The sequence below is a fragment of the Mesorhizobium sp. FG116 genome (genome assembly GCF_057809835.1).
In genome coordinates, this window is sequence record NZ_JBMDKS010000015.1 from 1 (window position 1) to 15,053 (window position 15,053).

Sequence of the window (15,053 nt, forward strand, 5' to 3'; positions counted from 1 at the left end):
TAGGATCCATGCCGTGACCAAACGGCAGCGCACAAAGGGCGCAAAGGAAGGCTCCCCATTCTGAGCTGCCCCACACCCTCAATCCTCACGGCATGGATCCTCGGGTCGCGCCTTTCGCTGCGCTCAGGCTTGCCCGAGGATGACGAGGGGAAGGAACCTCTCGCGCCAAGACGATCCTCACACACCGCGTCATCCCGGAAGCGAGCCGAGCAAAGCGACGGAGATGCTGTCCGGGATCCATTCCGCGTTCTGGTAGGGTAGGGCTGGAGCGATTCAAAATGCCTATTCAAGCTCAAACATGACAAAAATAATCATGTTTTTGCCAAGACTTTTCAATGACTTGGCTTGAAAATTGACCAATTGATAAAAAATCAGAATGTGCTAGCATTTCCACAACGATAACAAAGGGGAATGTGGAATGGCGACAGGTCATTTCAAGGACGGCATTGCCGACAATCGGCTTGCTCCTGAAACATATGCGGACAATTTTTCGGATTTGCATCCGCCGCTTGATCACCACGAAGCGCTGGTCGAAGCCGACCGCTGCTACTTCTGTTACGATGCGCCCTGCATGACGGCGTGTCCGACGTCGATCGATATCCCGATGTTCATCCGGCAGATCGCGACCGGCAATCCGTTGGGATCGGCCAAGACGATTTTCGACCAGAACATTTTGGGCGGCATGTGCGCCCGCGTCTGCCCGACCGAGACGCTGTGCGAGGAAGCCTGCGTGCGCGAAGCCGCCGAGGGCAAACCGGTGCAGATCGGGCGCTTGCAACGCTACTCGACCGACGTGGCGATGGAAGAGGAAAAGCAGTTCTACAAGCGCGCCGCCTCGACGGGCAAGCGGGTGGCCGTGATCGGCGCCGGTCCCGCTGGTCTTGCCGCCGCCCATCGCCTTGCCCGCCATGGCCACGACGTCATCATTTTCGAAGCCAAGCCGAAATCGGGCGGGCTCAATGAATATGGTATCGCGGCCTACAAGAGCACGGACGACTTTGCCCAGGCCGAAGTCGACTACGTCACTGCCATCGGCGGCATCGACATCCGCAACGACATGGCGCTTGGCCGCGACGTCCAGCTTTCCGACCTCGTTCAGTCCTACGATGCCGTTTTCCTCGGCATGGGCCTTGGCGGCATCAATGCGCTGAAGGCCGACGGCGAGGATGCCAAGGGCGTCGAGAACGCGGTTGAGTTCATCTCGGTGCTGCGCCAGACCGGCGATCTCGCCAAGCTGCCCATTGGTCGCCGCGTCGTCGTCATTGGCGGCGGCATGACGGCGATCGACGCCGGCGTGCAGTCGAAGCTGCTCGGCGCGGAAGACGTTACCATCTGCTACCGGCGCGGCAAGGAAGACATGAATGCGTCCGGCTTCGAGCAGGATCTTGCTGCAGCCAACGGTGTCACCATTCGCCACTGGCTCCAGCCGAAGCGCGTGATTTCGCATAACGGCAAGGTCACCGCCATCGAACTCGAATACACCGCCATGAAGGACGGCAAGCTTGCCGGAACCGGCGAACTCCTCACGCTTCCGGCTGACCAGGTTTTCAAGGCGATCGGCCAGACCCTCGTACCAGCTGCGCTGAACGGCTCCAGTGCATCCGTCGAACTGGAGAACGGCCGCATCAAGGTGGATGCGGAAGGGCGCACGTCGATGGCCAAGGTTTGGGCCGGCGGCGACTGCATCCGCGGCGGCGAAGACCTGACGGTGACCTCGGTCGCCCAGGGCCGCGACGCAGCCGAAAGCATCCATCGCGCATTCACCTCGAACGGGAGGGCATGACCATGGCGGACATCCGCAATAATTTCATCGGCATCAAGTCGCCCAACCCCTTCTGGTTGGCGTCGGCCCCGCCGACCGACAAGGCCTACAACGTCGAGCGCGCCTTCAAGGCTGGCTGGGGCGGTGTCGTCTGGAAGACGCTCGGCGAGGAAGGCCCGCCGGTGGTCAACGTCAACGGTCCTCGCTATGGCGCGATCTGGGGTGCCGACCGGCGCCTGCTCGGCCTCAACAACATCGAACTCATCACCGATCGTGACTTGCAGACCAATCTGCGCGAGATGAAGCAGGTCAAGATGAACTGGCCGGACCGGGCGCTGATCGCATCGATCATGGTGCCCTGCGTGGAGGAGAGCTGGAAGGCGATCCTGCCGCTGGTCGAGGAAACCGGCGCTGATGGCATCGAGCTCAATTTCGGTTGCCCGCACGGCATGTCCGAGCGCGGCATGGGCGCTGCCGTCGGTCAGGTGCCGGAATACATCGAGATGGTGGTGCGCTGGTGCAAGCAGTACACGCGCATGCCGGTCATCACCAAGCTGACGCCGAACGTCACCGACGTGCGCAAGCCGGCAAGGGCGGCGAAGGCCGGTGGCACTGATGCGGTATCGTTGATCAACACGGTCAACTCGATCACCTCGGTCAATCTCGACACGTTCTCGCCAGAGCCGTCCATCGACGGCAAGGGGTCGCACGGCGGCTATTGCGGCCCGGCGGTCAAGCCGATGGCGCTGCACATGGTTGCCGAAATCGCCCGCGACGGCGAAACGCGCGGCCTGCCGATTTCCGGCATCGGCGGCGTCACCACGTGGCGCGATGCTGCCGAATTCATGGCGCTCGGCGCCGGCAACGTGCAGGTGTGCACGGCGGCGATGACCTATGGCTTCAAGATCGTGCAGGAAATGATTGCCGGTCTTGAGAACTGGATGGACGAAAAGGGTCATCGCAGCCTCGACGACATCGTCGGGCGTGCAACGCCGAACGTCACCGACTGGCAGTATCTCAACCTGAACTATATCGCCAAGGCGCATATCGACCAGGAAGCCTGCATCAAGTGCGGACGCTGCCACATCGCCTGCGAAGACACCTCGCACCAGGCCATCACGTCGATGGTCGATGGAGCCAGGCACTTCGAGGTGATGGAAGACGAGTGCGTCGGCTGCAATCTGTGCGTCAATGTCTGCCCGGTTGAAGGCTGCATCACCATGGTGCCGCTCGAAGTTGGCGTTCTCGACCAGCGGACCGGCAAGCCTGTGTCGCCCAACTATGCCAACTGGACGACGCATCCGAACAATCCGATGGCCAAAGTGGCTGCGGAATAGGCTCCTCCTGAAGCAGACGAAACCGCCGCGTAGCGTATCGACGGTTTCGTCTGCGGGGAGGAGTTTTCTTTTGAACATATTGACGATAAAAAATATCCACGATATATTATATCCATGATTAGAAAGCCAATGGCATGAAACTCGGCGAAGGCGTTGAAGCTGCGATTCATTGCGCCGCCATGCTTGCTGGCGTGGATGGAAACGCCACCTTGTCGGGCTCGGCAATGGCTGAGGCCTTCGGTGTGTCTTCGAGCTATCTGCTCAAGCATCTCAACGCGTTGACCAGCGCGGGCGTGCTGGAATCTCTGCCGGGTCCTGCTGGCGGCTACCGTCTGGCCCGATCGGCGGAACGCATATCGTTGCTGGATATCGTGCTGGCGGTGGAGGGGCCCTTGCCCGCCTTCAGGTGTGGCGAAATTCGCCAGCGTGGGCCGGTCAAGCTTCCGGCCTCAGCCTATGCGAAACCGTGCGGCATCAACGTCGCTATGCTCAGGGCCGAAAAGACCTATCGCGCCGCGCTCGCCGCCGAAAAGCTTTCCGACATCGTGACCGGTTTCCAGAATGACGCAGACCCGCGTTCGGTTGCGGCCAGTTGCGCCTTCGTGGCGCGCAATCAACGGCCGCAAAAAGTCAGTTCCCCGAAGTAGCAGTGAAAGGAAAACCCATGAAACAGAGGCTCCAGTTTTTCGCCAAGGCGCCCAAGCTTATGGAACAGGTGAGGGCACTCAATAAGGCTGTCGAGGAAAGCGGTCTGGAGCGGAGCCTGCTCCATCTCATCAAGTTGCGCGCCTCCCAGATCAACGGCTGCTCGTTTTGCGTCGACATGCACAGCCGCGAAGCGCGCGAAGATGGCGAAACCGAGCAGCGCCTCTACCTCGTGGCGGCATGGAAGGAATCGCCGCTTTTCTCCGAGCGCGAGCGCACCGCATTTTCCTGGACTGAAGCCGTCACCAATATCTCGCAAGGCGGCGTCTCGGATGCGCTCTACGAACAGGCGCTGAAGCAGTTTTCCGAAGAGGAACTGACGAAGCTCACGGTTGCTGTCGGCATGATCAACGTCTGGAACCGGCTATGTGTCAGTTTCCACGCGCTGCACCCGGTCAAGGAAGCCAAGGCCGCCTGAACAAACAATCAGCTTTGTGGCGCTTCATCACTGAGGCGTCACGAAGCTATCCGTGATTTGCAGAAGCCGCACGGCGCAATTGAATGCTCAGCGATGAACCTTCACCGATAACATTGACCTCGCCGGTTTTTCTCAGATTCTTGAGGAATTTGCCTTTGCCGCAGATAGTCGGAGCCAATTTTGGAACTTCGTTGGTGATTGCTTTAGCGAGAAACGACAGAGGAACCGCGCCCGCCGGATTTTTGGCTGAAAGGGTTCTGATGAGGGTTGCAATTTGAGGGTGGAGTTTGGTGCCGGGCTTGGGCGATTCCACCACCGCTTTGCGCTCGCCATCAAGAACGAAGAACTCGGTGCAATTCTTGCGGAACGCGGCATCGGTCTTGCTCTCGCCAAACCCATAAACCTGTTTTCCATTTTGGCGCAGACGCATTGCCAGCGGCAGAAAATCGCGGTCGCTCGATGCAATGCAAAATCCGTCGACCTGTCCAGAGTAGAAAAGATCCATGGCCCGGATCGTCATGGCGATATCGGTAGAATTCTTGCCCTTGCCACCAGAAACTTGGAGAACCGGTTCGAGGGCAAATTCCCGGACCCCGACAATCCACTCCGAGTTTCGGTTCTCGGAGAAGTCGCCGAAGATTGCCCTTACGATGGGATTTCCAAGGGTCTCGACGTGACGCAAAATGTCGGAGAGAAGTCGAAACGGAATGTTGTCGGCGTCTATCAGCAATGCAAGGCGCGGCTTGTCCACTTTGTTCTCCAGCCAATGCTGGACGCACAGTAGGGCTTCGACTTCAATTCCAGATTGCAAAAATCCGGCGTATTTGAACGAATTGGCGCATGCCGGCTCCTAGCCCGCAGGCTTCAATCCGTTGATGATCAGTTGCTCCAGGAAGCGGGCGGCGTCCTCGAAGCGACCGTCGCCGCCTCGATCCGAACCGAGGACCGCGCGCACCTGCACGTCGAAATCGGCATAGTGCTGGGTCGTCGCCCAGATCGCGAAGATGAGATGATAGGGGTCCGTCTTCGCGATCTTGCCGGCATGCATCCACCCGGTGATGACGGCAGCCTTCTCGTCGACGAGGTTTTTCAGTTCGCCTTCCAGCATCGGCATGATGCGCGGCGCGCCCTGCAGGATCTCGTTGGCGAAAAGCCGGCTTTGCCGAGGATAGTCGCGCGCCATTTCGAGTTTACGACGAATGTAGCTCTTGAGTTCGGTGATGGGATCGCCGACATCGTCAAGCTCCCGCAACGGGGCAAGCCAGGTGTCGAGCAGCCGCTGCATCAGCGTTTCGTGGATGTCTTCCTTGCGGCGGAAGTAATAGAGCAGGTTGGGCTTCGACATGCCCGCCGCTTCGGCGATCTGGTCGATGGTGGAGCCGCGAAAACCGTTCGCCGAGAACACGTCGAGCGCCGCTTCCAAGATAAGCTCGCGCTTTTCCTGCTGGATGCGGGTGCGGCGTGGAACGGACGCTTCCATTGCTGTGCTCACTTCAATCAAGCCAAGGCTTTGGCTCAAATCTGGACCAATAGTCTGGACCAGTTTTTACCGGCCTGTGGAGCGCGCTTTCAAGGGCGCATTTCAGCTACTAATAACTTGACCGCCCATGTGGCGGTGCTAACGTTTGTCCAATCGGTCAAAAAATTGCGTAGCACGGATTTATGCGAAGGACCAAGCGTTGGCCGCAACGAAACAAGAAACCAAAGGGATAGCTTGGTCATGTCTAACCGGCTCAAGGTAACGCCGAACGATCTTAGTGCATTCTGGATGCCTTTTACGGCGAACAGGCAGTTCAAGCAGACGCCGCGAATGCTGGTCGCTGCCAAGGATATGCACTACACCTCGAGTGACGGTCGCAAGATCATGGATGGCACAGCCGGCCTGTGGTGCGTGAACGCTGGCCATTGCCGTCCCAAGATCACCGAAGCGATTCAAGCACAAGCTGCCGAGCTCGACTATGCACCGGCCTTCCAGATGGGCCATCCAATCGTGTTCGAACTGGCGAACCGGCTGGTCGATATTGCACCCAAGGGCATGGACCATGTGTTTTTCACCAATTCCGGTTCGGAATCGGTCGAGACCGCGCTCAAGATGGCTATCGCCTATCATCGCGTTAAGGGTGAGGGTTCCCGCACGCGCCTGATCGGTCGCGAACGCGGCTATCACGGTGTCAACTTCGGGGGCATTTCGGTCGGCGGCATCGTGTCAAACCGCAAGATGTTCGGGACGCTGCTCACCGGCGTCGATCACATGCCGCACACGCATTTCCCGGACAAGAACGCGTTCTCGCGCGGCGTTCCCGAGCACGGCGCAGATGTCGCCAATGAATTGGAACGTATTGTCGCGTTGCACGACGCCTCGACCATCGCAGCCGTTATTGTCGAACCGGTTGCCGGTTCGACGGGCGTCATCCTGCCGCCCAAGGGCTACCTGCAGAAGCTGCGCGATATCTGCACCAAGCACGGCATCCTGCTGATCTTTGACGAAGTCATCACCGGCTTTGGTCGTCTGGGCACCCCGTTTGCCGCCGACTATTTCGGCGTTGTTCCAGACATCATGACAACGGCGAAAGGCGTGTCCAACGGCGTCATTCCGATGGGCGCGGTATTCGTGAAGAAGGAAATTCACGATGCCTTCATGAACGGGCCTGAGCACCTGATCGAGTTCATGCACGGCTACACCTATTCGGGCAACCCGATTGCATCGGCTGCTGCGCTTGCAACGCTGGACACTTACAAGGAAGAAGGCCTGCTGACCCGCGGCGAAGAACTGTCTGCTCACTGGGAAGATGCACTGCATTCGCTGAAGGGCGAGCCGCATGTGATCGATATCCGCAATATCGGCCTCGTTGGCGCGATTGAACTGGAGCCGATCGCCGGCCAGCCGACCAAGCGGGCATTCTCGGCTTTCCTCAAGGCGTTCGAACGCGGCCTGTTGATACGCACGACCGGCGACATCATTGCGCTGTCGCCGCCGCTTATCATCACCAAGGGCCAGATCAACGAATTGGTGGATCACGTCCGCGAAGTTCTTCGCGCGGTCGACTAAATAAAATCGACGCGACAGGCGGCGTCGGGAACCGCCGCCTGTTGTGAAATGGAATGAGAGGGAATTGCATGTCCGCACCGGGCGAGAATCTGCGCATCAATGCCGAACGGCTTTGGGATTCGCTGATGGAAATGGCGAAGATCGGCCCCGGCGTTGCTGGTGGCAACAATCGCCAGACGCTGACAGACTCAGACAAGGAGGGGCGGGACCTCTTCAAATCGTGGTGCGACGCCGCTGGTCTGAGCATGGCCGTCGACAAGATGGGCACCATGTTCATGACGCGTCCCGGCACCGACCCCGACGCATTGCCGGTCTATGTCGGCTCGCATCTCGATACGCAGCCGACGGGCGGCAAGTATGATGGTGTGCTTGGCGTTCTTGCAGGGCTGGAATTGGTGCGCAGCCTCAACGACCTTGGCATCAAGACCAAACATCCGATTGTCGTCACCAATTGGACCAACGAGGAAGGCGCACGTTTCGCGCCGGCCATGTTGGCTTCTGGCGTTTTCGCCGGCGTGCATTCGGTTGACTACGCCTACGGACGCAAGGACCTCGAAGGAAAGAGCTTCGGCGATGAGTTGAAGCGTATTGGCTGGGTAGGTGACGAGGAAGTGGGCGCGCGCAAGATGCATGCCTATTTCGAGTACCACATCGAGCAAGGGCCGATCCTCGAAGCCGAGAAGAAGCAGATCGGCGTGGTCACGCACTGCCAGGGTCTGTGGTGGCTGGAATTTACGCTGACGGGCAAGGAGGCCCATACGGGTTCGACGCCGATGAACATGCGCGTCAACGCCGGTCTGGCAATGGCCCGCATCTTCGAGATGGTGCAGAAGGTGGCGATGGATGCTCAACCGGGTGCGGTCGGTGGCGTCGGCCAGGTCAAGTTTTCTCCCAACTCACGCAACGTGCTGCCAGGCACGGTAATATTTACCGTCGATATTCGTTCGCCCGATCAGGCCAAACTCGATGGCATGCGTGCTCGCATCGAGAAAGAGGCCGCTGAAATCTGTGCTGCGCTGGGCGTCAAGTCCTCGGTCGAGGCGGTAGGGCACTTCGATCCCGTCACCTTTGACCCAACCTTGGTCGGGCGGGTGCGCAAGGCTGCCGAGAATCTCGGCTACTCGCACATGAACCTGATTTCCGGCGCTGGGCATGATGCCTGTTGGGCGGCGAAAGTTGCGCCTGCGACAATGGTTATGTGCCCGTGCGTCGATGGCTTGTCACATAACGAGGCCGAAGACATTTCAAAGGAATGGGCGGCCGCAGGTTGCGACGTGCTGTTTCATGCGGTCGTGGAAACGGCCGAAATCGTATCTGATGGAACGGAGTGAGTTGAGAACGCTCAATGGATGTCGATGCGCTACTGCAAAGCGTAATCCGGTTTTCCAACTTCATGACGTCGAGACTGATCGTCTCCGGCGTGGTGTTCTACGTGGCGGCGGGCTTCACTCCGATAGGCAGCACATCAGCGGGGTTCCTGCCAGATGTCGAACTCGTCAACCAGGTCGTTCAAAACTACCAGACAATCTTCGACGTCCTGGGCGTTTCGGATTTTGCGCTTCTGTTGATCCTGTTCATGTTCCTGACCACGATCCACATCATCTATGTCGTGTTCAGGCGCATCGGGGAATATCTGCCGCCGGCCATACTTCCACTTCCCGGTTGGACGGCAACGGACGACGTTACGCTGAGCGCGTTCGACATCCTAAGGGATGCTCGTGGAGACGAGCACACCGAGGAGGAGAATCAGCGGCTCTACGAATTCAAGAAGAAGCTGAAAGAGATCGAGGACGGAATCGAGGAAAAGTACCGGGCAGAGTTGGAAGGCGTGAACGCAGCCTTCTCGATATCCAAGACCTTCATTCTTTTTTCAGCGGGAGCTTGGGCCTATGCGATGGTTTCGGGCGAGTATTCCGGCGACACCAATTTCCTTTTGCTGATCCTCGGATTGTCTCTGCTCACCGCGCTTTATACGACCTTCGCGATTTTTCGGGCCAACCATTTCCGCATCGCCAATCTGCGCGAAGATATCATCGTGCAGTTTCTGGGATTCGCGAGAATCTGGCTTTCGGAGGACTACCAGCAGCAGATCGCAAAGGCATGCACGCCCTCACGCAATCTTCGTTCGGCGCATTTCGCCGTGGTGGTTCCGGTCTATGGAACGCTCGACGTACTGATAGAGGATATGCGGCAGTGGCGCAGCCGGCGTCAGCGGAGGATTGCGAACTGAGCTAGCAGCGCAGCGGCGCCAAAAACTCGTACGGTACGAAACCGACAAAGAACACTACGGAAATACGGGGAATAAGAACAATGTCAAAAGTCATCAAGAACGGCACCATCGTCACCGCCGACCGGACTTACAAAGCCGACGTGCTGATACAGCACGGCAAGATCATCGGCATCGGGCCGGACCTGCATGCCGATCATGAGTTCGATGCTACCGGCTGCTATGTCATGCCTGGCGGCATCGACCCGCACACCCACCTCGAAATGCCCTTCATGGGCACCTACTCGGCGGACGATTTCGAGAGCGGCACGCGTGCCGCACTCGCCGGCGGCACCACCATGGTGGTGGATTTTTGCCTGCCCGCGCCGCAGCAGTCGCTGCTTGAAGCGCTGCAGATGTGGGACAACAAGACTTCCAAGGCTGCTTGCGACTACTCGTTCCACATGGCGATCACCTGGTGGAGCAAGCAGGTGTTCGAGGAAATGGCGAGTGTGGTCGATCGCGGAATCACCTCGTTCAAGCACTTCATGGCCTACAAGGGCGCGCTGATGGTGGACGATGACGAGATGTACGCGTCGTTCCAGCGTTGCGCAGGGCTCGGCGCATTGCCTCTCGTCCATGCCGAGAATGGTGACGTCGTGGCCGCGCTGTCTCAGAAATTGCTCGCCGAAGGCAACAATGGGCCGGAAGGGCACGCCTATTCACGGCCGCCCGAAGTGGAAGGCGAGGCGACCAACCGCGCCATCATGATCGCCGACATGGCCGGCGTTCCGCTCTATGTCGTGCATGTTTCGTGCGAGCAGAGCCACGAAGCGATCCGCCGCGCACGCCAAAAGGGTATGCGCGTATTTGGCGAGCCGTTGATCCAGCACCTGACACTCGATGAAACCGAATATTTCAACAAGGATTGGGACCATGCCGCGCGCCGGGTGATGAGCCCGCCATTCCGCAACAAGCTGCATCAGGACTCGCTGTGGGCTGGCCTCCAGGCCGGGTCGCTGCAAGTGGTTGCAACTGACCACTGCTCGTTCACCACCAAGCAAAAGCGCTTCGGCGTTGGTGATTTCACCAAGATCCCGAACGGCACTGGCGGCCTCGAAGATCGCATGCCGGTTCTATGGACGAGGGGTGTCAACACCGGGCGTCTGACGATGAACGAGTTCGTGGCGGTCACCTCGACCAACATCGCCAAGATCCTCAACATGTATCCCAAGAAGGGTGCCATCGTGGATGGCGCCGATGCAGACATCGTGGTGTGGGATCCCAAGCGCAAGAAGACGATCTCGGCCGGCAGCCAGCAGTCGGTCATCGACTACAACGTGTTCGAAGGCATGGAACTGACGGGTCTGCCTCGGTTCGTATTTTCACGCGGTGAACTGACCATCCAGGAAGCCGAGGTCAAGGCGCATCCGGGGCATGGCGAATTCGTTGCGCGCGAGCCCTATGCAGCGGTCAATCGGGCGCTGTCGACCTGGAAGGAAATCTCCGCACCGCGCAAGGTGGAGCGCACCGGCATTCCGGCGACAGGGGTTTGATTTGCACCTATTGTATCTTTTGGCAGCGGTCGCCATCGTCTCGGCGTCCGCGCCGAAGTCCGCGTTACTTGCTACAAGTCCCCGAAAGCTTGCGAGGAGCCAAGAAAACCGTGACGTTCTGGGAGGAGCAGTCAAATGTCGATAGTGATCCCGGAACCCAAACAGGTTGCTGCCATGTCTGAGATCAAAAACCCCGTTATCGAGGCCAGCAAGCTCGGGCTGACGTTCCAGACAAATGACGGGCCGGTGCAAGCGCTGGCCAATGTGGATCTGACGATAGGCAAGGGCGAGTTCGTGTCCTTCATCGGGCCGTCCGGTTGCGGCAAGACCACCTTGCTGCGGGTTATCGCCGATCTGGAGAAGCCGACGTCGGGCAATATCCTGGTCAACGGCATGAGTGCCGAGAAGGCGCGTGAGGCCCGCGCCTATGGCTATGTCTTTCAGGCGGCTGCGTTGTTTCCCTGGCGCACCATTGCGGGCAACGTCGCGTTGCCGCTGGAGATCATGGGCGTATCCAAGGCCGAGCAGGCCGAGCGCATCAAGCGCACGCTCGATCTGGTCAACCTCTCCGGATTCGAGAAGAAGTATCCATGGCAGCTCTCGGGCGGCATGCAGCAGCGTGCCTCTATCGCCCGCGCGCTCGCCTTCGATGCCGACCTGTTGCTGATGGACGAACCCTTCGGCGCGCTCGATGAAATCGTGCGCGATCACCTCAACGAGCAGTTGCTCGAACTGTGGGGGCGTACCGAAAAGACCATCTGCTTCGTGACCCACTCGATCCCCGAGGCGGTCTATCTGTCGACCCGGATTGTCGTGATGTCGCCGCGCCCGGGGCGGGTGACCGACATCATTGAATCGACCCTTCCCAGGGAACGACCTCTCGATATTCGCGAGACGCCCGAATTCCTGGCGATTGCAGCGCGCGTTCGCGACGGCTTGCGCGCCGGCCATTCCTACGAGGATTGATCAGGATGGATCGTCTTCGTGACAAGATCGTTCCGGTCACCACTTTGTTGGCCATTCTGGTCGTGGCCTGGTACGCGTTTGCGGTCATTCTCAACGCGCCGTTCCAGCGTGACCTCGACAGGCGCGCCGGCGAGACGCCCGGCACGGTGGAGTTTATCGGCAAGACGCTGACGCAGGCGAAGCCCACCTTGCCGTCGCCCGACCAGGTGGCGACGAACTTTTTCGAGAACACGTTCCTGCGCAAAATCACCAGCAATCGAAGCCTCATCTACCATTCCTGGGTGACGCTCTCCTCGACCTTGCTCGGTTTCGCGTTCGGCACGGTGCTGGGAATCGTCATCGCGGTAGGCATTGTCCATGTGACGACGCTCGACCGCAGCCTCATGCCATGGATCATCGCCTCGCAGACCATTCCGATCCTTGCCGTCGCGCCGATGATCATTGTCGTGCTAGCGGCCGTCGGCATAACCGGGCTCATTCCGAAGGCGTTGATATCGACCTACCTGTCGTTCTTCCCGGTTGCGGTGGGCATGGTGAAGGGACTGCGCTCGCCTGAACTCATGCATCTCGACCTGATGCATACGTACAACGCCAGCCCTTCACAGACGTTCTGGAAATTGCGGATGCCGGCCTCGGTGCCGTTCCTGTTCACGTCGATGAAGGTCGCGGTGGCTGCAAGCCTTGTCGGGGCCATCGTCGGCGAACTGCCGACCGGTGCTGTCGCCGGCATCGGCGCCAAGCTGCTTGCCGCGGCCTACTACAGCCAGTCGATCGACATGTGGTCGGCGTTGGTGGCAGGCTCGGTCGTCGCTGCACTTTTGGTGGTGGCGGTCGGCATTGTCGGGCGCTTCGTCGAACGGTCCATGGGCGGGAGGCCGGCATGAACCGCTTCAAGCCCTCATGGCAAGCCGTGCTTGCGTTCCTGCTTTGCCTGGCTTCGGTCGCTTCCGGCTCCATTGCGGCGGCAGACGCAGCAGGTGTCTATCCCTATGAAGGGACCAGAGGCCTGATCCTCGCGCTGATCGCCGGCGCAGCATTGGTTTCCATGTTCCGCATATCGGCGATAGTGGAGGCATTGGTTCTGTTCATCGGAGCCCATCTCGCCGCCTGGCTGTTGATCCGGGGGATTGCCGGCGTGGAAGGGACTGCCAAGGCCCCATTTTACCTGCTCATTGCCGCCGCATGGCTGCTCGCGTGGCGCTGCGTTGCCGTGCTGTCGTCCATCCGCACCGGCTCGAAACAGGCTTCGATGGCGCTTCGTCTGATCGTTCCGACGATATTCGGCGCGTGGATCCTGATCATATGGGAAGCGGCGACGCGCGGAGCCGGCATTCCCTTCATCCTGTTGCCGCCGCCGAGTTCAATTGGCGTGCGCATCGTCAACTCGCTGCCGATCCTCGCCGCTGACGTCAACCAGACGATCTTCAAGGCCGTGCTTTTCGGCTATCTCGTCGGCTGCGGCGCGGGTTTCCTCGTCGCCATCCTTGCCGACCGCGTGCCGTTCATGCGGCGAGGCCTGTTGCCGATCGGAAACATGGTGTCGGCGCTGCCAATCATCGGCGTAGCGCCAATCATGGTCATGTGGTTCGGCTTCGACTGGCAGTCGAAGGCGGCGGTGGTCATTATCATGACCTTCTTCCCGATGCTGGTGAACACCGTGACCGGGCTTGCGGCTTCCGGCCATATGGAGCGCGACCTTATGCGCACCTATGCGTCCGACTATTGGCAAACGCTGTTCAAGCTGAGGTTGCCGGCGGCGGCACCGTTCATCTTCAATGCGCTGAAGATCAATTCCACGCTGGCGCTGATCGGTGCAATCGTGGCCGAATTCTTCGGCACTCCGGTGGTCGGCATGGGCTTCCGCATCTCCACCGAAGTCGGCAGGATGAACATCGACATGGTGTGGGCCGAGATCGCGGTTGCAGCCCTTGCCGGCTCGCTTTTTTATGGAGTGGTCGCTCTCATCGAGAGAGCCGCCACGTTCTGGCATCCGTCTGTCCGAGGTGGATAGACGCGGTAGTGGGTGATAAGCTTCGAAAACTTAACTCCAGAGGGTAAAAACATGAAAAGACTTCTACTTCCTGTGTTGGCCGGCGCTCTCTCGCTGGCGGCATTTCAAGCAATGGCTGCTGACAAGGTCACGCTGCAGCTGAAGTGGGTGACGCAGGCCCAATTCGCGGGCTACTACGTGGCGAAGGACAAGGGCTTCTATGAAGCAGAAGGCCTTGACGTCGACATCAAGCCGGGCGGACCGGACATTGCGCCTGAACAGGTGATTGCCGGCGGTGGCGCCGACGTCATCGTCGACTGGATGGGCGGCGCGCTGGCTGCTCGCGAAAAGGGCGTGGCGCTGGTCAATATCGCGCAGCCTTTCAAGAAGGCCGGCATGGAACTGGTGTGCCCGAAGGATGGCCCGATCAAGACCGAAGCCGATTTCAAGGGCCATACGCTCGGCGTCTGGTTCTTCGGCAACGAATATCCGTTCTATGCCTGGATGAACAAGCTCGGCTATTCGACGGAAGGCGGCGCTGACGGCGTGACCGTCCTGAAGCAGAGCTTCGACGTTCAGCCGCTGATCCAGAAGCAGGCGGACTGCATCTCGGTCATGACCTACAACGAATACGGCCAGGTGCTCGACGCGGGCTACAAGCCGGAAGACCTCATCGTCTTCAACTATACAGCCATGGGCAACGATCTGCTCGAAGACGGTCTCTATGCGCTTGAAGACAAGCTCAAGGACCCGGCGTTCGAGGACAAGATGGTTCGCTTCGTTCGCGCCTCGATGAAGGGCTGGAAATACGCGACCGAAAACGTCGACGAAGCAGCAGGGATCGTCGTCGAGAATGGCGGGCAGGACGAGAACCATCAGAAGTTTATGATGGGCGAGGTTGCCAAGCTTATCGACAACGCCGACGGCAAGCTCATTCCGGAAGCTTACGAGCGCACCGCCAAGGCTCTGCTCGACCAGAAGATCATCACCAAGGCTCCTGAGGGCGCTTACACCACAGCCATCACCGACAAGGCCGTGCAGTAAGCCGACAGGCTGTCTGACTT

General features: G+C 59.3%; 14 protein-coding genes. 12 read left to right on the top strand and 2 right to left on the bottom strand.

Going from position 1 to position 15,053, the window contains the following annotated elements:
• Window positions 1–418 precede the first annotated feature (418 nt).
• The 4 genes from ACODTY_RS13195 (at window position 419) to ACODTY_RS13210 (ending at window position 4,222) form a co-directional block, all read left to right on the top strand.
• Window positions 419–1,783, top strand: a complete 1,365-nt coding sequence (locus tag ACODTY_RS13195; RefSeq protein ID WP_488994711.1) for an NAD(P)-dependent oxidoreductase — start codon at window positions 419–421, stop codon at window positions 1,781–1,783.
• A 2-nt stretch (window positions 1,784–1,785) separates the two neighbouring features.
• Complete coding sequence (gene preA, locus ACODTY_RS13200; protein WP_488994712.1) at window positions 1,786–3,099, top strand: NAD-dependent dihydropyrimidine dehydrogenase subunit PreA; 1,314 nt, start codon at window positions 1,786–1,788, stop codon at window positions 3,097–3,099.
• A 134-nt stretch (window positions 3,100–3,233) separates the two neighbouring features.
• Window positions 3,234–3,746 carry an RrF2 family transcriptional regulator gene (locus ACODTY_RS13205; RefSeq protein WP_488994713.1) on the top strand — a complete coding sequence of 171 codons (513 nt, stop codon included), beginning with the start codon at window positions 3,234–3,236 and terminating at the stop codon, window positions 3,744–3,746.
• 17 nt (window positions 3,747–3,763) lie between these two features.
• Window positions 3,764–4,222, top strand: a complete 459-nt coding sequence (locus ACODTY_RS13210; RefSeq protein WP_488994714.1) for a carboxymuconolactone decarboxylase family protein — start codon at window positions 3,764–3,766, stop codon at window positions 4,220–4,222.
• Window positions 4,223–4,268: 46 nt separating this feature from the next.
• Here the strand turns inward: ACODTY_RS13210 and ACODTY_RS13215 are convergent, their stop codons facing one another.
• The gene (locus tag ACODTY_RS13215) at window positions 4,269–4,973 is read right to left on the bottom strand and encodes an NYN domain-containing protein (RefSeq protein WP_488994715.1); all 705 of its coding nucleotides are present in this window, start codon (window positions 4,971–4,973) and stop codon (window positions 4,269–4,271) included.
• A gap of 99 nt (window positions 4,974–5,072) precedes the next feature.
• On the bottom strand, window positions 5,073–5,702 hold the full coding sequence (locus ACODTY_RS13220) for a TetR family transcriptional regulator C-terminal domain-containing protein (protein WP_488994716.1): 630 nt from the start codon (window positions 5,700–5,702) through the stop codon (window positions 5,073–5,075).
• A gap of 240 nt (window positions 5,703–5,942) precedes the next feature.
• On the opposite strand from ACODTY_RS13220, the gene aptA reads away from it, so the two are divergent.
• The 8 genes from aptA (at window position 5,943) to ACODTY_RS13260 (ending at window position 15,033) form a co-directional block, all read left to right on the top strand.
• A complete protein-coding gene (gene aptA, locus ACODTY_RS13225) occupies window positions 5,943–7,271 on the top strand; it encodes an omega-aminotransferase AptA (protein ID WP_488994717.1) in 1,329 nt (442 codons plus the stop codon).
• A 68-nt stretch (window positions 7,272–7,339) separates the two neighbouring features.
• The gene (locus ACODTY_RS13230; protein WP_488994718.1) at window positions 7,340–8,602 is read left to right on the top strand and encodes a Zn-dependent hydrolase; all 1,263 of its coding nucleotides are present in this window, start codon (window positions 7,340–7,342) and stop codon (window positions 8,600–8,602) included.
• 14 nt (window positions 8,603–8,616) lie between these two features.
• On the top strand, window positions 8,617–9,501 hold the full coding sequence (locus tag ACODTY_RS13235; protein ID WP_488994719.1) for a hypothetical protein: 885 nt from the start codon (window positions 8,617–8,619) through the stop codon (window positions 9,499–9,501).
• Window positions 9,502–9,581: 80 nt separating this feature from the next.
• A complete protein-coding gene (gene hydA, locus ACODTY_RS13240; protein WP_488994720.1) occupies window positions 9,582–11,033 on the top strand; it encodes a dihydropyrimidinase in 1,452 nt (483 codons plus the stop codon).
• A gap of 174 nt (window positions 11,034–11,207) precedes the next feature.
• The gene (locus ACODTY_RS13245; RefSeq protein WP_488994721.1) at window positions 11,208–11,999 is read left to right on the top strand and encodes an ABC transporter ATP-binding protein; all 792 of its coding nucleotides are present in this window, start codon (window positions 11,208–11,210) and stop codon (window positions 11,997–11,999) included.
• Window positions 12,000–12,004: 5 nt separating this feature from the next.
• Window positions 12,005–12,883, top strand: coding sequence for an ABC transporter permease (locus ACODTY_RS13250; protein WP_488994722.1), 879 nt, complete (start codon window positions 12,005–12,007; stop codon window positions 12,881–12,883).
• Window positions 12,880–14,010 carry an ABC transporter permease gene (locus tag ACODTY_RS13255; RefSeq protein WP_488994723.1) on the top strand — a complete coding sequence of 377 codons (1,131 nt, stop codon included), beginning with the start codon at window positions 12,880–12,882 and terminating at the stop codon, window positions 14,008–14,010. Before ACODTY_RS13250 ends, ACODTY_RS13255 begins: the two co-directional genes overlap by 4 nt.
• A gap of 51 nt (window positions 14,011–14,061) precedes the next feature.
• Window positions 14,062–15,033: an ABC transporter substrate-binding protein gene (locus tag ACODTY_RS13260; RefSeq protein ID WP_488994724.1), complete on the top strand. Its 972-nt coding sequence runs from the start codon at window positions 14,062–14,064 to the stop codon at window positions 15,031–15,033.
• The last annotated feature ends 20 nt before the right edge of the window (window positions 15,034–15,053 follow it).